Here is a 21,005-nt window from a genome sequence, read left to right as displayed (position 1 = left end):
CGGCGGAGCGGGCGAGCCAGACACCCGGGGCGAGGCCCAGGCGTAGCGAGGCCGGGGATAGAGCAGGGGGCAAGGGCTGGGGGACGTTAGCAGTCTCAGGCACGGGAGAGGCCCTTCAGGACATCGGAGGCGGTGGTGCGGGTTAAGTCCTGCGCAGCGCGGGTAAGCAGATGGCAAGTGTAAAAGCGGTGGTGCGGACTCAGGCCGAGCTTGCTCAGGTGCCGGTAGGCGAGGTTGACAACGAGCCGGTACCGGGCGAACCACGCGTTGTAGCGGACCGCGTTCTGCCACCCGTGGTTATGGCTCAGTTCCGTGTGGAACTCGGAGGAGGAAAACGCGCCGGTGGATGCGGGCAGAGCGCTTCCGCCGAAGAGCGCCAGCGGGTCGGTGCTGTCGGCGACTGCGGCGAAGACGTCCGTGACCGCAGCGACGTTGGCAGGCAGGGTGCCTTCCGTCGTTTGGTGGATGCGCTGCTCGAGCAGGCGCACCAAAGACGGCTGGTGACGGGCGTAGGCCTCGTCCCAGCGCTCACGGGTGCCGGGTGTAGCGTCCGTGGCGAGGTAGGCCTCGGCGTGGGAAGCAAAAGATGGGTAGGTGGCACGCAGGTCGGAGTCTGTGAAGCGGGTGGCGACGCTGGCTAGCAGGTCCAGTGCGTGGGCCTCAACGCGCAACTCGCCCCTGGCGATCTGGGCGAAGAGGTCAAGTTCGGCCTCCCGCAGAGCGGTGTGCGCCTGCTGGACCGTGAGGTCGAGCTCGCTGCCGCCGCCGTCCTCACGCGGGGGGAGGGGGCGCAACAGAGCCTGTCCATCGGGCAACCAGGGCTCGAGCGGTCCGGGGCGACGCTCATAGCGGGCCAGCCGTTCATGCAGGTCCTGGTGCTGCGCCGGATTGGTCTCCGGGCCCGGGCCGAGGGAGGTCAGCAGCTCCTGTGCCCGGGCCACCAAGCCTGAGGTGCACAGGGTCTGTGCCTCCTCCGGTGAGGCGGGGAAACACACGGACACGTGCGGACCCTGCCACCAGTCCGTATCAACGTAGGTGGGCCGACCGTCAAGGACGTTTTGGCCGAGCAGCGGGGCGACCACGTGCGCCACGACCTGGGCGTGTTCCCCGCCCCAGCGCACCAGGGCCAGTTCCCACCACGGATACTTCGCCATGCTCACGAGAGCGCCTCCAAGTCCGGGGCCACGGCGCTCGAGGAAAGGGCGGCCCAGGCGCTGTGGCGCACGGCCAGTTCCTGCTCGAGGGTCAATCCCAGTCGGTTGCACAACAGGTGGTGGCAGATGTCGGTACCGGTGCGACGCTGCTCAGGGGAGACGCCCTCGTCAGTGAGGGTGTCTAGCAACCGGTCGAGGGAGTCTCGCCACGAACGCGACCAGGCGTCGGCACCTGCCCGGGCTCGCTCCAGCAGTTCGGTAAGCAGCTCTGGGCGGACCTGGGCGGGTCGGCGGTGGTCCAGGGGCTGGACCGAGCCCCATCGGCTGACTAGCTCGTCATGGGACTGTATGCCCGGACCGAGGTCCGGGCGCGTCCAACCTGTCAATAGGAGTGCCACGGCCAGGGAAAGGACCTGGGTCGGGCCCGGGCGTTGGCGCAGGACACGAGCGGCGAGGGCGGAGGAATCCTGGAAGTGGCGCTCGTAGGCGTGCAAGGAAGCTCCGGAGCCGTACTTGGCGGTCTCCGGCTCGTAGCTCTGCTCCCAGACCCGGCCGTGCGGCTGCCATCTCAGCACGGGCCGGTCTCGTCCTTCGCGGGCGGCCAGCTGCGCGGCGATCTGGTCGTAATAGATCTCAGGCGTCTCGTAGCCGGGGTTGTTGTCGGCCAGCCAGGCCTCGGCGCGTTCGCGGACGGCGCGCCGGGCGGTGGCGTGCTCGTCGGTGGGCAGGAACAGTCGCAACCGCACGTGTGGGCCGCCCTCCCAGTAGCGTAAGTAGAACCAGGAGGTGCCGGGGGCGCGCGCTATGAGCTCCTCGGCGATATCGAGAACGGCGGCGCGGAGGAACTCGTCAGTATCTCCATCGCAGCGCAGATGCAGAGACAGCCAAGTGTATTCCGAGCCAGGAGACGTCGGGTAGGTGCTCATGGGGCGGGGGTTCCTTCGTTGTCTGGCTGGTGCGGGGGGACTTCGGCAAGTAGCTCGGTGACCGGCCTGGCCGGGTCGTGAAGGTAAGGGTCAGGCAGCGCCTCGTCAAGCACCACAAACTTAGCCCCGCCGCTGTGGCGCACTAGCTCCGAGACGGTCCACCACGAGTCAAGGTTGAGCAGCATAGGTTTGCGGGACTTGACCTTGTCTCCGCGCAGATCCTCACCCCAGGCCCGCACGTACGAAGTGGACGGCAGCCCGTGCTCGGCGAACCAGTCGCATAGCTCCTCAAGGTAGGCGGCTCCGGACTGAGCCGGGTTCGGTTGCGGAAGCAGCGCAGCGGGCACCACAAAGCGCCGACGCTGGACGATGATGTCGTCGACCTGCACCCGGGGCAAGCGGGTGATGCCTGTGAGGCGGTTCAAAGGTAGGTCGGAGGCGAAGGGCGGGTTGCTGGGGTGCAATAGGTAAGCGTCACCGAAGACGCGTTCAACGAACCGGGCCAGCGGTGGCAACTGGTAGTCGGCTAGCATGCCAATGTGGGCGGGGGCCAGTACCGTGCCGTCGCGGACATCGATGAGTTCGAGGAGACCTGGAATGGCGCCGCGGCGCACGTGCAGGTGGCCCACCGGAATTCGGTGCTGCCCGGCACCGGGTCCGGTGGTGTGCGGGTAGTCCAGCGCTGTGGGCAGCGTTGGACGCCGGGCGTTGAGTGAGGACCCGTGGGTGCCAGTCCACTCGGCCGCGACCGCTCCGGAGGGGCGGGTCGGATGGACGGGGTGTAGGGGAATGGGGTTGAGTCCGGCACAGCGCATGAGATGGTCCGTCCGGGCGCGGCCGCGGCCGTGGCCGCCGTGCAGGACGTTGATAACCCACCGGCTGCCGGCGGCCTGTGTGGCCTGAATGTAGGCGGCCGCCGGTGCACCAGAGCGTAGCAGTTCGGGTCGCACACGCAGTTGCTCCTTTACGAGCTCCAAGGGGATGCGCGCAATCTGCTGTTCTTCGTCGGTGCAGCGGTCGACGAGCTCGGTCCCGCGTCGCCGCTCATCGTGCAGCCTTTGCAACGTGGCGGTGAGCTCGGTGGCGGGGGTGTCCGGGCCGGGCTGGCGGGGTATGGTGGCGAACCAGGTGCGCAAGTGTGCCGCGAGCGGGCCCGTCCCCTGGCGCAGCTCCTGGTGGACGGACCTATAGAGCTCGAGTAGCGGCAGCGATCCCTTCGTCGGCAACAGGGTCTCGGCGTAAGCGGAGACCGCCAGTCGGCCCGGCCATTTTATGTCGAGCACCGATAACCAGGACCGGGCGGTGCCTATGACGTCTAAGTCCTCGACAGTGGGGGTGCTAGGCAGCAGGAGGGGACGGTCGAGGACAGCCGACTCGTGCACCGGTTTGAGATCGGCACCAAGCTCGGCCGGTTTGTGACCCAGGGCTGCCAGAAGGTCCGCGGCGGTTTGGTCGAGCGCACGACGCTCGGCGCGCAGCGTCGACGCGTCCGTGGGCGTCGGGCTCGGCTCAAGTAGCTCGGCAAGCCGGGCCAGGACCGGGAACCAGGGCACGATCGCGGCTAGTTCATGGTGCTCAAGCCAGTGCACGAGGTCGCCGACGGGGCGGTCCCCGTGTTCTGACACCGGGTCCTCCGGCTGAAGGGCACCGGCGCGCAACAGCATGGACACGAGCCCGTTGTCGTCAGCCTCTAAGCCGAGATCCCGCGCGAGGCGCTGGGTCCAGACCTCCGGGAGCACAGGCTCCGGGGGGCCAGCGAGGACTGCCCGCAGCGCAGGGTGCTCCGGCAACATCCGCAGCTGCTCTTGTGGCGGCGGGCCCAGCAACGCAGCCCGAGACAAAGAAGGGAGCCAGACCAGGGAGGGGTTCGGGCGGACCGGCCACATGGCTGCGAGTGCGTCGCGGCTGCGCAGGTCCTGCATAAGTAGGGCCCAAATCTTGCCGTCAAGCTGGCGAACCAGCCGTACGGAATCCGGCCCGGGCAAGGAAACTGCTGTCGGGTCCTCCGCGGCCCCGGATCGCCCGGTGTAGGTAAAGGTCGAGAAGGGGCTGGTCTTAGCAGTTGCGCGGTGGACAAATTGGGCCATACGGGTCGCGCGTTTGTCCGAACAAAGATACTCAGGCCATTTGGCGGTGTCCATGAGGGCCTCGAGGGTGGGGGCCGATTGAAGAATGCCGGTGCGCAAAAGTGGATCCTCGGCTAGGGAAGCGAGCAAGCGCTGGGTACGGTCGCGGTCGGCGGAGAACGCGACCTCAAGGTGTGCATTGGCCTCTTCATAGTCCGCCTGCGCTGCGGTGACCCGCTGCAGCGCCTCGGCCACCGGGCCCGGGAACCCGGCCATGGCCTCGGCGGAAGGGGTTCGCCCGCGGCCCAGTGCCCGCTTGGCTCGTAGGAACTCCTTCGCCAGTTCACTTGGCGTGGTGGAGGCTCCGATCGCCGCGTAGAGGGCTGCATCAGCCGAACTTGTGCATTGTTCGAGCGTGGAGCGGGTACGAACTCGGGCTTCGAGCGCGGAGCGGGTATCGGTAAAGCGCAGCTGTCGGAGAACCCCGGCTGGCAGGGCGGCTACGCGGACGTCGAGAACTTCGTCGTGCGCAGCGGGCTCGCCGGTGTCATACCTGGGCAACGGACGGCCATCGAGCTGGGGAATGGTCATCTACGGGGTCCTTCAGTCGTCGGCCCCGAGAGGGACGGGAACGAAACCAGGACGGTGGGGTGGGCGCTAGGTGCCCACCCCACCGCATTGGGTCAGGCGCTGCTCGACGGAGCGGAGCAGGAGCAACAGGGGTAGCAGAAGCAGTTGGTCGAGGCGCCAACCTCGGTCATGCCATGACCAGCAGTCAGGGACTTAACGTCCATGCCCTGGTCCTCGAGCTCGAAGACGTCCATCGGGAGGTCGAAGTTGTCTGTGCGTTCCATGGTGATCCGTCCTATCTAGCGATTATCCGGCGCCGCTAGCCAGGGGTCTCCCCGACCAACGACGCTTCGCGACGAGCGGCTGCCCGCCTGCTCTACAGTCTTTTGACGCCTGTGGATCATGTCAAGGGTGGTTTCACGGCAACACTTGTGGTAGGGGTCTGCTGCAAGGATAGACGACATCTTCCCTTGCCCCACGAAATTGGCTCCAGTCACGGTCGCCCATTCGCGGCGGGAATGTTGTTGATGTGAGTGTCTCGTATTCGATCGGCGCGCGGTAGCCGACGGCGGAGTTTCGGCACTGGGGGTGGTGGAAGGTCTCGAAGTATTCGAAGATCGCGTTTACAATTTCGACTATTATTTTCCATTTATTCCGGTTCAGAAGTTCGATCTGCATCGATGACAAAAACTTTTCATCATTGCTTTGTCGAACCCGTCGCCCGGCTGTCCCGAACGAGGGCAGAAGCCTGACGGAGCGGACCTTCTCCCCAAAGTGCCAAGACGTGCGTTGCGTTCCGTGGTCCGCGTGAACTATCACTCCTGGCTCTGGACGATGACTCTGGATGGCCATATCGAGCGCGTTGACGAGAAGCGCGGCGTCTTGCTTGGAGTCGATCGACCAGCCGACCAGCCGACGACTGTAGATGTCGAGAACGGCGGCGCAGTAGAGCCAGCTTTCGCGCGTGCGGTGTTGTGTGATGTCCGTGACCCAGCCCTCATGCGGATGTGGCCGGGAGAACTTCCGGCTCACGAGGGCGTCAGCTATTACGACACCGCGGAGTCGTTTAGCCTCGATCCACCGACGGGCCTTCGGGTGATGGGGTTGGTGCTATCGGCGTGAAGTGATGCGCCGTGGGCAAGGGTGCGTTCCGGGCGTCTCATCCCGGTCGTCCACTGGGTTCTCGGTCGTGCCGCAGTCGCGGCGTTGTTTAGCTGGCCGCTGCCGGTGGTGGCGCATGCGTTGCCGTGAAGAGCTGTCCGAACGCGTCCCGCCAAGACCAGGTTTCGGACAGGTGTAACGTGATGCGACCCGCGGATCGTGCCAGTCGCGCCGGTATTGAGACGAGGGTGCGGCGGATGGTCGCGGTTGTGGGCTTGGCGAGCCGAGCTGTGCGGTTCGCGATGAGTCCGGCAGCGCGGGTGAGGTTGAACGCGATCACCGCGAGGATGAGCCAGGCGCTGTTCGCGGTGAACACCCCAGAGGGGAGATGAGCGAACGGTCCGCCCTTCAGATCGGCGTGAACCTGTTAGATGATCGCGTGCGCCTGGTGGATTTGGTCCGCCGCAGCAACGGCTGGGCACTGCTGGTGGGCTGCAGGCGGTGGAGGGCCGCGAGAGCGTCGCGGACGATCTTAGCGGCTCCTTTCGGCGAACCGGTCTCCCCCTTTAGCAGCGACGCGTCAGCGGCGAGATTCTGAAGGACGCGGGAGGCGACGTCGTCGAGTTGGCGGACATGCCCGAACCGGAACTCGCGCAGGAACGATCCGAGCGTCGACAGTGCACACTTCCGAGTAAACCGGCTCATCGCAGATGACCCTTCTATAGATGTCAAGTGGTGCTCGCTGTCGGGGTCAGGGCGTTGAGTGTTCGATAGACCCGCCTCGCGAGGTAGCGCTTGATGCAGCGGCGGATCTCTTTGACCGTGCGTCCTTCAGCGGATCGTTTCTCGACGTAAGCGCGGGTCTCTGGGTCGTGGGCCATACGGTTGATCGATACCATGTGCAGTGCCTTGTTCAAGCGCCGATCCCCGCCCCGGTTGAGGCGGTGCCGGACCATGTTCCCCGAAGAGGCGGGGATCGGATTCACGCCCGCCAGGGATGCGAACGCGGCCTCGGAGCGCACCCGGTCGGGATGTGACCAGGTGGTGAGGCAGATCGCCGCGGTGACCGGCCCGAATCCTTTCTCCTCGAGTAGTGGACCGGCCTCGCTGACGGCGACGAGCTCTCTGATCTGGGCGAGGTTCACAGCGAGGGTGTCATCGAGCTCGATGATGTGCTGAGCCAGCCGGATCGCCTCGGCGCGGGCCACAGACAGCGCGAGGGGTTCGTCGCGAGAACGCCACCGGGACACCTCGGTGATCTGGGTGCCAGTCAATGACCTGCGAGCGTCAAGACCGAGGTTGTTGGCGCGCAGCAGCGCGGTCAGCGTGTTTACCATCCGGGTGCGCTCATCGGTCATCGTCTCCCGAGCAGACACGAGCACCCGCAATGCCTGCCGGACGCCCTCGTTCAGGCGGGGCCGACGCAGTTGATCCTCGCGCAGCGGGAGGACAGCGGCAGCGATCCGGTGGGCATCGAGCGCATCGGACTTCCCCACACCACGGTGGGCTCGAGCGTTCATCCGTGCGGCCTCGGCAGCCTCGTACCCCTGAGCAGTGACGGCGCTGGTGAGCACGGCCCCGTAGGTGGCGGCGCCCTCGATCACCCACAGTGTGTCGGCATCGCCACCGGTCCTGCGTGCGGTCCAGGAGATCGCGCGGTTGATGCCCGCTTTGGTGCTCGGGAACTCGCGGGTATCGAGCAGTTCGCCGGTCGTGGCGACGATGGCGTAGACGTGGTTGCGGGCGTGGGTATCGACGCCGACGACAAACGAGCGTGAATGCGCGACGATAGTCATAGCGGTCGCAGCCTTCCTCTATCGGGACATATGGTCATGGCCGCTGAGGGCCGGTGCCCAATCCGGGAAGAGGTCACTTCGGAACAGCTCTGTGATGAGTCACGCCCGTCTGAGGCGGACAGCCTTCTGATTAAGTTACCGAGGTGGGCCGGACAGGTACCGGCCGACCGCCTGGTGGGTGGACATGTCATCTGCGAGGCACCAATACTGGGCCAAAGGGTGTATGAGCCACAACCACAGGACGGAACGACCAGTACCTACCCTGCCAGCCAGTCCCAGACTAGCCACTACCAAGACTCACAGAGGGTGTAGGTGGGGTCTGAATCCTCCGGCTTCGAGCAGCGATCTCGCGACATAGTTCGTGAGGTTGCGGAATCCAAGGGCGGAGCCGCGCAGGTGCTCGAGCCGCCCGTTGATCGCCTCCGTTGGGCTGTTGCTGGTGCCCGGTCGGTCGAAGAACGCGAGCACGTCGACGGCGCGTTGCTTGAGGGTGCGGCCGAGTCTGCGGATCTCGATCAGCGCGGCGGGGACGCCGCTGCTGATGGCGTCGATCACATCCCGCATCAGCTGCTTCGCCCTGTTCTTGTCGGGTTCCCGGTAGGCGGCGACGGTGCGCTGATAGATGCCCCAAGTCGCTTCGACCTCGACATGCTCTTCCCTGGCGAACACCGCCTCAAGACGGGCGGTCTGCTTGTCGGTGAGCAGGCTGGCGTCGGTGTGGAGGGTGCGCCGGGCACGGTAGAGCGGGTCGCCGGCTCTGCCGCGGTGCCCGAGGGTGTCCTGCTGGACGCGTTGCCGACAGCGGTCCAGTGCGTCGCCGGCGAGGCGGACGACGTGGAACGGGTCCATGACGGGGACCGCGTCGGGCAGTTCTTCCGCGGTCGCGGTCTTGAACCCGGTGAACCCGTCCATAGCGACCACCTCGATCCCGTCCCGCCACGCCTGCGGGCGACCCGCGAGCCACTGCTTAAAGACAGCCTTCGAGCGCCCCTCGACCATGTCCAGCAGCCTGGCGGGGCCGGTTTCCGCGCCGGGTGAGGTCGATGATCACCGTGACGTACTTGTCACCCAGCCAGGTGTGCCGCCAGACGTGCTCGTCGACGCCGATCGTGGTGACCCCGTTGAACCGGCCCGGAGCGTCGATCAGACGCCGCTTCCCCTCGGCGATGATCGCGCTGTTCGCAGTATGCCAGGACACGCCGAGACCGGCGGCCGCACGCGAGACGGTGAGATGGTCGACCACGATCGCCGTCAGCGCCCAGCTCAGCCCACCGCGGGAGATCTTCGCCCGCGGCGCCGCAGCCGCCGTGGTGTCCTGCCGCCACGTCTTCCCGGTGCGACATCGAAAGTGGGTTATCTGGTCGGGCCTTCTCGGTCCACGGTGCGCGCGCGTCCGGCCTGGTGTTCGTCGTCGATGGTGAAGGTGGCCAGATGGGTGGCGGCGCGTTCATAGTCGAGACGCTGCGTGTCATCGTCCGGGGCGGGCCCGAGAGGGTCGCTCCCGGTGACCTGCCAGCGATCTCGGTAGGCGGCGACCACGACGAGTGCGTGTTCTTGGTCCAGGTCTTGGGGCTCGGGCAGCTGCTGGATCCAGGGCTCCTGCTGGCTGCGTGCTCGGGTGACGAGTTCGCGGGCACGCTGTTCGATGAGGTCTTCGCGCTCATCGAGGGCCTGCCGGTCATCGGGGTTGAGAGTGCCGTAGGCGCGTGGGATGAGTCCAGCGATGAGACCGGGCCGGGCCGGCTGTGCAGGGGTAAACCGGTCGGCGAGCCGGGTGAGGCGATAACGCAGAAGCGAGCCGATGTCCTCCACGTCGTCGAGCCGACCTGCGCGGGTGACGGTGGCCAGGAGCTGGTCGACGTTGTGGCCGACCGCTTCGAGGCGGCGCAGCTCGGCGGAGAGCACACCGAAGCTGTCGGCATCAATGAGCCCGGTGAGCTGTTCGGTGGTGAGCCCGGCTTCGGCGAGCAAGGTGACCCAGCGGCGGGTTTGGGCTTCGACAGCGATGGTCTCGTACTCGCCGACAAGTTGCCCGATCGAAGAGGCGTCCTCGTGTTCGCGGAGGATCGTCTCGTGTGCGGAGATCTCAGCGCCCTCGTGCTGCAGGATCCCGTAGAGCACGGACCGGGCGCTCATCATGAGGTCCTCACGGAGCTGGTGCTCCTCAAGGTGGGCCTGGTCGAGGGCGACATAGACGTGGTTGGCTTTCCGGCCCCGGGTCATCGACACGTACAGGCTCTCCCTTGTCATCTCCGGGGAATGCACGATTGCGTGCGCCGTATCGACAGTGGCGCCCTGAGCGCGGTGCGCGGTCGTGGCGTAGGCGAGCTCGAGATACTCAGAGACGTAGTCGGCAGGCAGAATCATGGCGGTGCGCCACTTCGAGTGCTCTCGACGAACCGTGACGGACCCGTCCTCCCGAGTGCCGGTGACAATCCACCGGTCACCGTTTTTCACCCACCCCCGGCCGAGCGCGAGCCGACGGTCGTTCTTCCGCGTGACCACCACGTCACCTTTGGAGGCCTGGTTCCCGTCATGGAGGCTCACACCAGGTTCGTCGGTGACGTGACCGGAGGCGATGCGGTCAGAACGGGCGCGGGCGTTGAGCGCGGAGACGGTCTCGAGGGTCTCGGCGATGAGCAGGGAGGTCTTCCCGTTGTCCCGATCGGTCCGCCAGGCGAGGTAGGCCTGTTCAAGGATCTTTTCGTAGTCGCCGCCATGGACCCGGTCCTGGCCGATGTAGGTATCGATCGCGTCTGTCTTACCCGTTCGCAACGCCAGCGAAGCCTTCTTCTCCCAGTCGTGGCGGAACCGGTGCAGCTCCGCGAGTCGGGGTGCGTCGGGGCGGTCGCGGACCAGGAGACCGAGCGCGCCACCGGCGTCAACAGCGGAGAGCTGCTGCGGGTCGCCGACCAGCAGGAGTTTCGCTCCGACCTCTGCTGCGTGGGTGGCGATCTCATCGAGGGCGAGGGTCCCGGCGAGGCTTGCCTCATCGACGATGACCAGCTGGCCGGGCGTCAGGTTCCAGGTGCCGTGCGCGTGTTCGTGGCGCCACTTGGCTGTGTTCTCGGTATTGATCTGCAGGTCTTCGGCCAGCACGGCTGCGGCCGCTGCCGAGGGGGCAAGGCCGATGACGGAGCCGGTGCCGTGCTCGGCTTCCCAGGCCCGGCGTAGCGCATGCATGGTCGCGGTCTTTCCCGCGCCTGCAGGGCCGATCAGTGTGTCGACGATCCGTCCGGAGACTCCGATGCGAGAGATGGCTTCGACCTGATCCGGGGAGAGCACTGGCCCGTCGGGACGGGGTGGGGTCGCGGCGGCGTGTTCAATGAGCGCTAGCGACGTCGTCGGTGCGGTGCGGGTGCGGGAGGCGGTCAGTAGACGGTCCTCGGCTGCGAGCACGTGCTCGGAGGAATAGACGGTCGCGTGGCGGGGGCGGAATGCGCTCGAGCCATCGCTGCGACGGAATCGTGTCGGTGTGGAGGCGAGTTCCGGCGGGGTGAGTGCGAGGGAGGCGCGTTCGGCTGCGTCGGTGATGAGGCCGACGATCTGGGTGCGGTCCTCGGCGGATGCGAACCGCCACGGCATCGACTGACGGACCGCTTCGGCGTGCAGGTTCCATCGCCGCCACGTCGAGCGGCGATCACCCACCGCGTCGATCACCATGTCCGCGAGTTCCTTGATGGTGTCTTGCGGGAGATCATCGGTGCGCAACAGGGGTTCGTCCTCGGCCTCTGCGACCATGCTGGTCGCCCAGGCGACAGGATCCTGATCGAGCATCTGCTGCGCGCGCTGTCGCCATCGGTTAGTCAGGTCGGCGAGCGAGTGGCTCTCCTTGGCAGGGCGGGTTTCGAGAGTGGCCTGTTGGCGGATCTGCCACAGCACCTTCTTCGAGGGCTGGCGCCCGTGCTTGGCCACATACTCTTCGACGAGGCGCTCCTTCGCGTCCTCGATATCTCGGGTGCGGGAGGAGAAGGCATCCATGAGCTCCTGCGGGACACCGGCGATCTCCCACGCCGTCGACCGTCCCGGGCCCCGTTCCCTGGCCTCCCACCTTGCGGCAAGCGCGCGTACGAGATGATCGGACAAGACGGCGTTGTAGTGCTCTGAAAGGCCGGTGACGGCGTTATGCAGCGCGCGGGAGTCCAGGGTGCGCCACTTCCCATCCCGGGCAGCCTGGACCCGGTTGGCGATCACCAGATGCGTGTGCAGCTGCGGGTCCGAGGACCTGGAGTCGTAGTGGTCGTACGCTGCGGCGAGTACACCGCGCACCTCGACCTGCGCGACCGCGCCCCTCGGACCAGCCGCGCCGACACGAGTCATCGCAACATCGCGCTCGATGATCTCGAGCACATCGGATATCGCCGCGTGATGCGCCTGCGCAATCAGCGACTGCGTGCCCGCATCCGAGACTGCCCACAGCGTCGACACCGACTTTGGCACCGAGAACGTCAAGTCGAAGCCCGCCGTCGGCGCCACCGAGGGCTTCGCAGCTTCCTCTGCCTGGATCAGCGCCGCGTGCTTCTCCCGCTCTGAGGCGGAAAGCGACTCGGGCAGTTCCTTCAGGCGTGCCGTGACACGCTCGGACTCGGTCGAGAACGACCGGTAGGGCCGACCAAGCTGCTCACCGGTGGTGGGGTCCTGCCCATGCCCGAGGAGACGTTTCAACTGCGCCTCACTCACGTCGGTGCCCGGCTCGATCGGCTGCTCGAGACCTGCGAGGCCGGACCCGTACCAGCGTCCGGGAGGCGTGCCTGTCTGCTCGTAGTACCTCGTCAACGCGGTCGCGGCGTCACGGTCCCCATCACCCACGACGACGCTGTTGAGCAGGTACCGGTAGCCCTGCCCAGCCGTCATCACCCTGATCGAGACCGTCACGCTCTGCAGGTACGCCGAACGAGTACACAGGATTCGGCTGGATACGGCGGTCGTCCTGGCCGAGTGCAACTAAGGCGTGTTGATCAAGTTGGTCTTGATCCAGATCAGCGTGGCGGCGAAGCAGATTGCTGCGCGGTAGTTGCGGGCGAGCTTGTCTGAACGCATCGCAACGCCGCGCCATTGTTTGAGCCGGTTGAAGCACCGCTCGATGACTCGAACGACCTGTTCGTTAGCGCTCGCGTAGAACACACCTCGGGCGCAATACCGGGAGGAATGTAGACGCCCGTCCGGGCCTGGTTGCGCGCGCCCACCGAGTACGGAACCGACGCCATAAGGCGACGTTCGGGGGCGCATGAGTGGAACGGAAGCTAGGTGAACGGTCGACACGACGGACCCACAGCGATCTGCACATCGCTCTTGACGCCGTCACGCCCGGGGTGCCTGGCATGTATGGCGTTGTCCGCGATTCCACCTCACTGCAGTCAGCAGCGACCAGTGTCTGCCGCTGGGGCAGCGCTACTGGACCATTCGCTTGCTCACAGTGCTCGTGGATGCACTGAGTCCGCATCGGTTTGAGTCGACTATAGCGACACACGGTTCCGCGGAGGGCGGCCTGAGCAACGTGTGTTCTTGAGCAGGCCGATCCGTGAGAGGTTAGGGACGTTGCAAGGTGTGCTCAACTTGAGAGAAGGTCATCTCAGCCGTGGAGCGCAATTCATCGGCTGAAGCTCCATCGCGACCCCGTTGGGCCATACCTTGCAATACGGTCCCGACGAAGCCGGCGACGGCCACAGGATCAACTGCTTCGGAAATTCGCCCTGCCTCGAGGTCGGTTCGCAAGACACCTTCAATGCGCCTGATATTTGAGTGACGATGCGCCTCGAGTTTCTCTTCAACATCGCGGTTCGCATCCGTTACACAGGTTGCAGCGCTGACGATCAGGCACCCCCCCGGCCCACTTCTATCGGCATACTCATTCGCTGCCTCAAAAAGCAGTCGGTGAATCAGAGAGAGAGAGTCCTTCTCCTCCTCAAGGGCAAGTGAAGTGAATCGCCCCTTGGTGTTCAAGTAGCGTTCTACAACCTGATCAAAGAGCTGGCGTTTGCCCTCAAAGGCTGCATAAAGACTCGATGCCGTAATCCCGATCGCTCGCGTTAAGTCGGAAATAGAGGTGCCTTCATATCCGTGTCGCCAGAAGACTTCCATCGCATCATCTAGCGCCGCCTGGGTGTCGAACCGTCTACCTTGACCGCGTACGCCGGCCATAAGGGACCGCCTCTCATCGCATGTCATCGAGCGACACAATCATACGCCGCTTCCTTGGAGATGTATGTGATGCCGCCGTAGGGTCAGGATCGTCACACTCCTGTAGCGATCGTCCCACGAATGATGTTAGCCTCGTGCAGGCGGGAGGTTCCTGCGCCAGCCGGACCCCGCTCCCTGAGTAGACAACTGTCGGCGACGTCGTACTACGGCGCCTGAGCACCCCATGCCCCTGGCGTGCGGCGTAGCTCGAACATCAACAGACTTGGAGACCCAGATGGCAGAACATCACTCAGAAGGACTGTCGCGATCGACCACCAGAGACGGCGTCGACCGCTGGACCGTGCGAGCAGTCCACGAGGTCACGTACGACGTAGTCGCCACACAAGCGCTCTTTGACGTCACGAACCCCACACTGGCCACAGCCGGTGCGATCCCCGCCGCCACCGAGCACTCGCGACGACTCATCGTCATCGACGAAACCGTCGAACAGCTCCATGGAAACCAGATCCGCGGCTACTTCACCCACCACGGCGTGCAGGCCACGTACCACGTCCTCGAGGCCCACGAGATGGTCAAAAACTGGGACTCCGTCGACTCGGTGATCCGCACGATGGCCGAGGCTGGGATCGACCGGCGCAGCGAGCCCGTCATCGCAATCGGTGGAGGGGTACTGCTCGACATCGTGGGCTTCGCCGCCAGCATCTACCGCCGGAGCACGCCCTACATCCGTATTCCGACCACATTGATCGGCCTCGTGGACGCCGGCGTCGGTGTGAAAACGGGAGTGAATTTCGGCACGGGAAAGAACAAGATCGGCAGCTACGCCGCCCCGGCCGTGACCTACGTGGATCGTTCCTTTCTGCGCTCACTCAATCGACGGCACCTGTCCAACGGTATGGCAGAGATCCTCAAGATCGCGCTCATCAAGTCCCGCCGCCTGATGTCGCTCCTGGACATGTATGGACGCGCCGTCCTCGACGATGGATTCGTCGGCAGCACCCCTGCCCTCGCAAACGCGGCAGACGACATCATCGGAACATCGATCCATCTGATGCTCGAAGAACTCCAGCCCAACCTGTGGGAAGCAAACCTGGAGCGGTGCGTCGACTATGGCCACACCTTCAGCCCGACCGTGGAGATGAAGGCACTGCCTGAGCTTCTTCACGGGGAAGCTGTCTGCATCGACATGGCGCTGTCCAGCGTCCTGTCGTTCCGCCGCGGACGTATGACGCGCCACGAGTTGGCCCACGTGCTCGCCACGATGCAGGCTCTTGACCTGCCCATTTGGAACAGTTCACTCGAAGAGCCCGGTGTCCTCCACGTCGCTCTGGCCGACACAGTGCGTCACCGCGGCGGACAACAGAGGATCCCGCTTCCCGTCGGAATCGGCGATCACGAGTTCGCCAATGACGTGTCCGCCGACGAAGTTGCGCACGCTCTGCACACGCTGCGAACGGCCGCCGGCATGAAAGCAGGAGAAATCGCCGCAGCGCCAGAGCCCGAGCACGACATGGTCTTGAAGGTATGAGGTGGGACAGCCTCTACATCGGAGGCCTCGGAAGCTACCTGCCCAGCACCCTTGAAACAGCCGTCGACGCTGTCACAGCTGGGCGTCTAGCCCATGAAGAACTGGAGAAATCGCGACAAGTCAGCGCCGCCGTGGGACAGCCCGAGGAGTCCGCTCCGGTGATGGCGGTTCGTGCAGGCCGCGTCGCACTTGAAGAGTACGGCGCAGAGTTCCCAGCAGAAGCGAGCCCGGAGCTCATCGTTCACGCAGTCGCCCTCCATACCGGCCTCGAGGCATGGAACGGGGGTGCCTACATCGGTAATGAGCTCGGCTTCCCCGAGGCTCTCGCTATCGAGATCCGCAACACGTGTGCCGGCTCCATCGTCGGCATCGACCTGCTCGCTAGGCGCCTCGACAACGAAGGCTACGGCCTGCTCACTGCATCAGATGTGTGGCGTCTGCCCTTGTTTGACCGGTGGGCCACAGACTCAGGCCTGGCGTACGGTGATGCCGGCGCTGCCATCGTTCTCTCGAGATCCGCTGGACCGTTCCAGGTGCTGTCGACCGCGCTGACACAGAACTCACGCTTCGAACAGATGCATCGCGGTAATGCTCCGCTAGATCTTCCGGAGTACCGAGAACCGCTCCCGTTCAGCATGCGCGCCAGGTCAGCCGACTACGCACGCATCTATGGCCTCGAATCGTTCTGGAAGGCAAACGCCGAAGGACTCCAACGATCTGTGGACCAGGCCCTTAACGACGCTGGCGTCGACCACGCCGGTATCAGCGCATGGGCGGTCCCGCATTTCGGTGAGACGCTGCTACGCCGACAGTGCCTCGAGCCGCTCGGCCTCGCACCCACGGACACAACCAGCCAGTTCGGCGCTCAGATCGGACACACTGGCGCGGCTGACCCCCTTCTCGGCCTGCAGCACTTGCGGAGCGAGTCCGCACTCACGCCCGGCGACCACGTCGCTCTGATCGGAATTGGCGCAGGTTTCACCTGGGGCTGCGCAGTTCTTCGTTATCACGGATAGGAGAACACATGAACTCACGACCTACCGAGTCCACGACGAGTAAGGCCCCGGTCAATATCAACCTCGCCATTACCTGGATGCTCCTGGGCGTCTTCGGAGTCGGAACCGTCGAGTACCTCGTGGCCGGCGTCCTTCCTCAGATCTCCAGCGATGTCGCCGTCACGGAAGCGACCGCCGGACTCCTCGTGACCGTCTACGCCCTCACTGTGGTCATAGGCGGCCCGCTTCTGACGATCATCACCTCCCGCGTCCGACGCATCCCCCTGGTCCTCGTGCTCATGGCGTTGTTCATCGCCGGCAACATCTTGACAGCCGTTGCCCCGAACTTCCCGGTGTTGGTCATCGCTCGGGTGATGACCGCGCTGCCCCACGCGACGTTCTTCGCACTCTGTCTCGTTCTCGCGACCACGCTTGTGGAGCCGGAGTTCCAGGGGCGTGTCATCTCCCGCATCACGCTCGGACTCAATCTCGCGACGGTGCTGGGCGTTCCTCTGGGGACACTGATTGGCAACCAGTACGGATGGCGGTCGTCGTTCCTCATAATCGCTGGCATTCAGACGCTCGTCACTGTCGCCCTGGTGCTGACGACGCGGCGAGCACCAGAGCGTACCTCCGGCAGCATCTCGGCCGAAGTGCGAGTCTTCGGGCAGGGCGAGGTCCTCAAGGCTCTCGGCCTGACCATGTTGAGCCAGTCCGGGCTCTTCGTGCTCTTCACCTTCATCGCACCGTACCTCGGGCAGCATGCTGGATTCAGCCCCAATGCCATCACCGTTCTCCTCTTCGTGTTCGGCGTGGGTTCCATCGTTGGCAACATGCTCGGCGGCTACTTCTCAGACCGAAACATGAGTGCGACGCTGTACATCGCGTTGGGTTCGCTCGCGCTTTCCCTGCTCCTCCTCTTCCTCTTCGGCAACCATGCCTGGTTCGCCGCACCGTGGATGTTCGTGGTCGGGGCAGCCGGGTTCTCCATCATTCCACCGCTGACGTCGAAGCTGATCGGTGCGGCAAGCAATGCCCCGAACCTTGCCACCACGGTGAACATCGCCGGGTTCCAGCTCGCGAACGCCGCGGGAGCCTGGATTGGCTCCACCGCTCTGTCATTCGGATTCGGGATCGGTGTGCTCCCGGCCCTCGGCGCCGTCCTCGCACTCGCAGCTGCGGCGCTTCTATGGATCACCAATCGTGCGGGCACCTCTCGTCTGAGTGACGGGAGCGCAGAATGAAGGCGGCGCTCCTCACGGGCATGCGAGCTGCAGTACCGCGCGAGATTCCAGATGCTGTGTCGGCGAGCGCAGATGAAGCGCTGATACGGATTGCCTACGTGGGTCTCTGTGGCTCCGATCTCGAGCTCTACCACGGGACGTCGAAGTACCTCCGCACCGGGCAGGCCGCTTACCCGCACCACTTCGGTCACGAGTGGGTCGGCACCATCGAAGAGCCCCCGACCGGTTCGAACGCAGAACACCTCACGCGCGGCACGGTCGTCACCGGTAGCACCATGCTGTCCTGCCACACCTGTACCGCATGCCGATCCGGCCACAAGAATCTCTGCCTTCGTGTCAGAGAGGTCGGTTTGTACGGTCACGCCGGCGCCGCGGCAGAACTCCTCACGATGCCGGCACCCGCACTCACGGTCCTCGACGACACGGAGACCGCAGAACCCCGCCCTGGCCACGTCCTCGTCGAACCACTGGTCACTGTCCTCGAAGGAGCCGTGAAACTGTGCCCCTCACCGGGCAGCCGCATCCTGATCATCGGTGGAGGAACCATGGGCAGCCTCGCTGCGCTCGTGCTCGCGAGCTACCCCGTCGAGGTTGCCGTCCTCGATCCTGCATCACCACCCCACCTCGCGCGTCTCGGCATCAAGACCGTTGCCAACCTACCCAGCACCGACGACGGCCTTTACGACGCGGTGTGGGAATGCTCAGGAGCCCAGAGCGCAACAGAAGAGGCACTGAAATACCTCAAGGTCGGCGGCCGTGCCGTGTTCATCGGTGTCCCGTCCGCAGGCACGCGGCTCAACGTCTCCGAACTCGCGCTCAACGGTCAGAGCATTCTTGGCATCCGGCACGGCGTCGACCACTATCCCGCGGCAGCCGAGTTCATCCGAGAGCATCCACAGCAGATCGACCAGCTCGTTGACCGCGTCTATCCGCTCACCGAGGTCAGCGCGGCATTCGATCGGCTCGAGCAGCCTCGCGAACGCCCGAAGGTGGTGCTGAAGATTGGATGAGCAGCGTACGGCACTCGTCACAGGAGCGAGCAGCGGGATCGGAAGTGCCATCGCCCGACGACTCGTTCACGACGGCGCCCGAGTGCTGGTTGGCTACCATTCTGGACGCGCGCGGGCGGAGCAGCTCTGCGACACCCTGAATACCAGCGACGTGGATCAGGCAGTTCCGATACACATCGATCTGACCGACCCGCAGAGCATTCCGGGTCGATTTGACGAGCTCACGACAATACACGGACCTATTCACCACCTCGTCAACAATGCAGGGATTAATGACCGCTCGCCAGCGCTGGCGCTCGACCACGTCCGCCTGGAAGAGGTCATAGCCGTCAACCTCTCCTCGCCCCTTCTACTGTCCTCGGCAGCAGCACGCTATTTCGTGGCCAACAACGTCGGCGGCTCCATCGTCACCGTCACATCAGTGCACGACCAGATCCCTATAACGGGAGGTGCACTGTACTGCGCTTCCAAGGGCGGGCTGGCAGTAGCGTCGCGTGCCCTGGCTCTCGAGTTCGCCGAGCATGGCATCCGCCTGAATCTGGTGGCGCCCGGAGAAACAGCGACCCCGATGAACGGAATCCCGCACGGCGCTGACAATGAAATCGTCGAACGCCCGGCAATCCCGATGAGGCGAGCTGGCCAACCGGCCGAGATCGCCAACACAGTCGCGTGGCTCCTCAGCCCCGAGGCGTCTTACATGACCGGAGCGACGCTCTACGTCGATGGGGGCCTCATGCTCACCGCCGCGGAAGAAAACGCTAAGGCCGCACCCCACACCGGTCACTTCCTCGAAAGGTCACTCTCATGAAAGCAGCAACAATCCACCGCACAGGATCCGCCTCGGAGATCCAGATCACCGACATCCCGACACGGGACGTCGGCCCCGGAGACATCCGAGTGAAGGTTGCGGCGGCGGCCGTCAACCCCGTCGACGTGAAGACCCGATCCGGGTTCCTGAACATGGACCTGGACTTTCCTGTCATTCTCGGCTGGGATGTGGCCGGAACTGTCGATGCTGTCGGTACCGACGTGTCACGGTTCCGTGAAGGAGACCAGGTCATGGGTATGGTCGCGCAACCGGCGCGGGGCCAGGGAACATACGCCGAGTACGTGAGCGCACCCCAGGAGCTGTTTGCGCCCGTCCCCGCCGGGGTCAGCATGCAGCAGGCCGCCGCTGCGCCCCTGACCGTGCTCACGGCCGCGCAGATGCTGAGCAAGCTCGATCTGCCTGATAAGGCACGCGTTCTCGTCACGGGGGCGGCCGGAGCGGTCGGACGAGTCGCTGTGCAATGGCTACTGCAGGCTGGACACCAGGTGGCCGGACTGGCGCGTCTCAGCGACACCGCTGATCTCACGGCCCTCGGCACCGAGGCTGTCTACGACTCCACGGACAGCCTCCCTGACGCTACATTCGACGCGGTAGTCGACACCGCCGGAATCGCAGATGCCATCGCGAGCGTGCGCGATGACGGTCAGTTCATCTCCATTGCCGACAACACCCAGCCCCAGCCCGAGCGCGGAATCGCCCCGACGAAGAGTTACGTCCAGGAAAACGGTCGACAGCTCGCCGAAATCGCTGATCAGCTGGCGCAGGGGACACTTTCTGTGCCCGTGGGCCGGACTTATCCACTCTCGCAAGCTGCCGCCGCTCATAGCGATTTCGAGCGTGGCGGGCTCCGCGGAAAGGTGCTGCTGATCCCATGAGCCAATCGCAGCAGATCACGCTGGCCGTTCCTGATGTCGACGCCGCCGCTAGGTGGTTGGCCTCCATCGTCGGAGAACCAACAGGTAGTGGACCCGTCTTTGTGTTCGATCCGGGCGTGGAAGTCAGGCTCACGGCCTGCCTAGCAGCACACAGAACACCGCCGTCGATCACCGATCTGGGAACGCTCCACCTATGCTTCCGTGTCGACGCGATCACCGAGGTCGTGGACCGGCTCAATGAGCTCCCCGGCACCGAGGTGCTCGGCGACATCATCGAGACACCCGACGGTCCGATCCAGGGCAATAAGTGGATCTACTTCCGGTCGCCCTGGGGAAGCCTCTTCGAGCTACAGGAGTGGCCGGACCCACCCGCCTACACGCGAGACAGCGACGTGCGTCTTTATCACGAGCACCCGCGACAGCGGGTCGGGGCGCTGCCCGGCGTCCGCGGTCTCGACCATGCCGGATACAGCGTCGCGAATCTCGACTCCACCATCGCCAACCTGACGGAGAAGGCCGGTGCCCAGTACGTGCTCGGCACCGCACTGACAGTGGACGAAGCGTTCACCCGTCGCCAGTTCGGCATCGAAGTGGCCTGCACGTCGACCATGGCCATGGTCGCCGCTGGCGGTCTCAACATCGAGCTCTTCGAACACGGTGTGGGCGAACAAGAGCCCCCTCGAGGCATCGATGAGGTCGGTGGACACTCACTCGTGCTCTCCGGCACACCGTGGGCGACAGACGTTGCAGACGTGAAGGCGATATAGCTC

At 65.0% G+C, this 21,005-nt stretch carries 15 protein-coding genes and 3 pseudogenes; 7 read left to right on the top strand and 11 right to left on the bottom strand.

The features are described 5' to 3' along the window. Positions 1 to 95: 95 nt before the first annotated feature. From GNZ21_RS01820 to GNZ21_RS01770, 11 genes and pseudogenes are all read right to left on the bottom strand, one after another. Positions 96 to 1,154 (bottom strand): lantibiotic dehydratase C-terminal domain-containing protein, encoded by a 1,059-nt coding sequence (locus tag GNZ21_RS01820; protein WP_157320809.1) that lies wholly within the window; start codon positions 1,152 to 1,154, stop codon positions 96 to 98. Positions 1,155 to 1,156: 2 nt separating this feature from the next. Then, positions 1,157 to 2,080: a lantibiotic dehydratase C-terminal domain-containing protein gene (locus tag GNZ21_RS01815; protein ID WP_157320808.1), complete on the bottom strand. Its 924-nt coding sequence runs from the start codon at positions 2,078 to 2,080 to the stop codon at positions 1,157 to 1,159. Further along, positions 2,077 to 4,737, bottom strand: coding sequence for a hypothetical protein (locus GNZ21_RS01810; protein WP_157320807.1), 2,661 nt, complete (start codon positions 4,735 to 4,737; stop codon positions 2,077 to 2,079). Before GNZ21_RS01810 ends, GNZ21_RS01815 begins: the two co-directional genes overlap by 4 nt. Before the next feature lie 92 nt (positions 4,738 to 4,829). Continuing rightward, on the bottom strand, positions 4,830 to 4,970 hold the full coding sequence (locus GNZ21_RS15790) for a thiomuracin/GE37468 family thiazolyl RiPP peptide (RefSeq protein ID WP_268234812.1): 141 nt from the start codon (positions 4,968 to 4,970) through the stop codon (positions 4,830 to 4,832). Positions 4,971 to 5,133: 163 nt separating this feature from the next. Next, complete coding sequence (locus GNZ21_RS01800; protein ID WP_157320805.1) at positions 5,134 to 5,748, bottom strand: DDE-type integrase/transposase/recombinase; 615 nt, start codon at positions 5,746 to 5,748, stop codon at positions 5,134 to 5,136. 178 nt (positions 5,749 to 5,926) lie between these two features. Further along, positions 5,927 to 6,286, bottom strand: a pseudogene (locus GNZ21_RS15635) (transposase); the annotation flags it as partial. 259 nt (positions 6,287 to 6,545) lie between these two features. Then, positions 6,546 to 7,613, bottom strand: a complete 1,068-nt coding sequence (locus tag GNZ21_RS01790; protein ID WP_157320804.1) for an IS110 family RNA-guided transposase — start codon at positions 7,611 to 7,613, stop codon at positions 6,546 to 6,548. A 297-nt stretch (positions 7,614 to 7,910) separates the two neighbouring features. Beyond that, positions 7,911 to 8,955 (bottom strand): annotated as a pseudogene (locus tag GNZ21_RS01785) (ISL3 family transposase); the annotation flags it as partial. An 11-nt stretch (positions 8,956 to 8,966) separates the two neighbouring features. Beyond that, positions 8,967 to 12,467 (bottom strand): MobF family relaxase, encoded by a 3,501-nt coding sequence (gene mobF / locus GNZ21_RS01780; RefSeq protein ID WP_157320847.1) that lies wholly within the window; start codon positions 12,465 to 12,467, stop codon positions 8,967 to 8,969. Between the two features lie 90 nt (positions 12,468 to 12,557). Beyond that, positions 12,558 to 12,701, bottom strand: a pseudogene (locus tag GNZ21_RS16245) (IS5/IS1182 family transposase); the annotation flags it as partial. Between the two features lie 441 nt (positions 12,702 to 13,142). Then, positions 13,143 to 13,754 (bottom strand): TetR/AcrR family transcriptional regulator, encoded by a 612-nt coding sequence (locus GNZ21_RS01770; protein ID WP_157320802.1) that lies wholly within the window; start codon positions 13,752 to 13,754, stop codon positions 13,143 to 13,145. Between the two features lie 274 nt (positions 13,755 to 14,028). Between GNZ21_RS01770 and GNZ21_RS01765 the strand changes: the two genes are divergently transcribed. Genes GNZ21_RS01765 through GNZ21_RS01735 form a run of 7 tightly spaced genes read left to right on the top strand, consistent with a single transcriptional unit; the run spans position 14,029 to position 21,002 of the window. Next, entirely contained in the window at positions 14,029 to 15,282 is a 1,254-nt protein-coding gene (locus tag GNZ21_RS01765; protein WP_157320801.1) for a sedoheptulose 7-phosphate cyclase, read from the top strand. Then, a complete protein-coding gene (locus GNZ21_RS01760) occupies positions 15,279 to 16,298 on the top strand; it encodes a ketoacyl-ACP synthase III family protein (protein WP_157320800.1) in 1,020 nt (339 codons plus the stop codon). Before GNZ21_RS01765 ends, GNZ21_RS01760 begins: the two co-directional genes overlap by 4 nt. An 8-nt stretch (positions 16,299 to 16,306) precedes the next feature. After that, entirely contained in the window at positions 16,307 to 17,521 is a 1,215-nt protein-coding gene (locus tag GNZ21_RS01755) for an MFS transporter (protein WP_157320799.1), read from the top strand. After that, on the top strand, positions 17,518 to 18,531 hold the full coding sequence (locus GNZ21_RS01750) for a zinc-dependent alcohol dehydrogenase (RefSeq protein WP_157320798.1): 1,014 nt from the start codon (positions 17,518 to 17,520) through the stop codon (positions 18,529 to 18,531). The genes GNZ21_RS01755 and GNZ21_RS01750 overlap by 4 nt, the downstream gene beginning before the upstream one ends. Next, positions 18,524 to 19,339 carry an SDR family NAD(P)-dependent oxidoreductase gene (locus GNZ21_RS01745; protein WP_157320797.1) on the top strand — a complete coding sequence of 272 codons (816 nt, stop codon included), beginning with the start codon at positions 18,524 to 18,526 and terminating at the stop codon, positions 19,337 to 19,339. Before GNZ21_RS01750 ends, GNZ21_RS01745 begins: the two co-directional genes overlap by 8 nt. After that, positions 19,336 to 20,235, top strand: coding sequence for an NADP-dependent oxidoreductase (locus tag GNZ21_RS01740; protein WP_157320796.1), 900 nt, complete (start codon positions 19,336 to 19,338; stop codon positions 20,233 to 20,235). The genes GNZ21_RS01745 and GNZ21_RS01740 overlap by 4 nt, the downstream gene beginning before the upstream one ends. Further along, positions 20,232 to 21,002: a VOC family protein gene (locus GNZ21_RS01735; protein ID WP_157320795.1), complete on the top strand. Its 771-nt coding sequence runs from the start codon at positions 20,232 to 20,234 to the stop codon at positions 21,000 to 21,002. The genes GNZ21_RS01740 and GNZ21_RS01735 overlap by 4 nt, the downstream gene beginning before the upstream one ends. Positions 21,003 to 21,005: the final 3 nt, after the last annotated feature.

The organism is Nesterenkonia alkaliphila, from assembly GCF_009758175.1.
In the GTDB taxonomy this organism is placed as follows: Bacteria; Actinomycetota; Actinomycetes; order Actinomycetales; family Micrococcaceae; genus Nesterenkonia; species Nesterenkonia alkaliphila.
Note: the sequence above shows the minus strand (reverse complement) of the source record. Positions and strands in the feature narration are given on the sequence as shown.

Excerpts from the sequence above, each read along its gene's own strand:
- GNZ21_RS01820 (WP_157320809.1), bottom strand. The coding sequence starts at position 1,154 with ATGGCGAAGTATCCGTGGTGGGAACTGGCCCTGGTGCGCTGGGGCGGG.
- GNZ21_RS01810 (WP_157320807.1), bottom strand. The coding sequence starts at position 4,737 with ATGACCATTCCCCAGCTCGATGGCCGTCCGTTGCCCAGGTATGACACC.
- GNZ21_RS01765 (WP_157320801.1), top strand. The coding sequence starts at position 14,029 with ATGGCAGAACATCACTCAGAAGGACTGTCGCGATCGACCACCAGAGAC.
- GNZ21_RS15790 (WP_268234812.1), bottom strand. The coding sequence starts at position 4,970 with ATGGACGTCTTCGAGCTCGAGGACCAGGGCATGGACGTTAAGTCCCTG.
- GNZ21_RS01790 (WP_157320804.1), bottom strand. The coding sequence starts at position 7,613 with ATGACTATCGTCGCGCATTCACGCTCGTTTGTCGTCGGCGTCGATACC.
- GNZ21_RS01815 (WP_157320808.1), bottom strand. The coding sequence starts at position 2,080 with ATGAGCACCTACCCGACGTCTCCTGGCTCGGAATACACTTGGCTGTCT.
- mobF (WP_157320847.1), bottom strand. The coding sequence starts at position 12,467 with ATGACGGCTGGGCAGGGCTACCGGTACCTGCTCAACAGCGTCGTCGTG.
- GNZ21_RS01735 (WP_157320795.1), top strand. The coding sequence starts at position 20,232 with ATGAGCCAATCGCAGCAGATCACGCTGGCCGTTCCTGATGTCGACGCC.
- GNZ21_RS01755 (WP_157320799.1), top strand. The coding sequence starts at position 16,307 with ATGAACTCACGACCTACCGAGTCCACGACGAGTAAGGCCCCGGTCAAT.
- GNZ21_RS01740 (WP_157320796.1), top strand. The coding sequence starts at position 19,336 with ATGAAAGCAGCAACAATCCACCGCACAGGATCCGCCTCGGAGATCCAG.
- GNZ21_RS01760 (WP_157320800.1), top strand. The coding sequence starts at position 15,279 with ATGAGGTGGGACAGCCTCTACATCGGAGGCCTCGGAAGCTACCTGCCC.
- GNZ21_RS01770 (WP_157320802.1), bottom strand. The coding sequence starts at position 13,754 with ATGGCCGGCGTACGCGGTCAAGGTAGACGGTTCGACACCCAGGCGGCG.
- GNZ21_RS01750 (WP_157320798.1), top strand. The coding sequence starts at position 17,518 with ATGAAGGCGGCGCTCCTCACGGGCATGCGAGCTGCAGTACCGCGCGAG.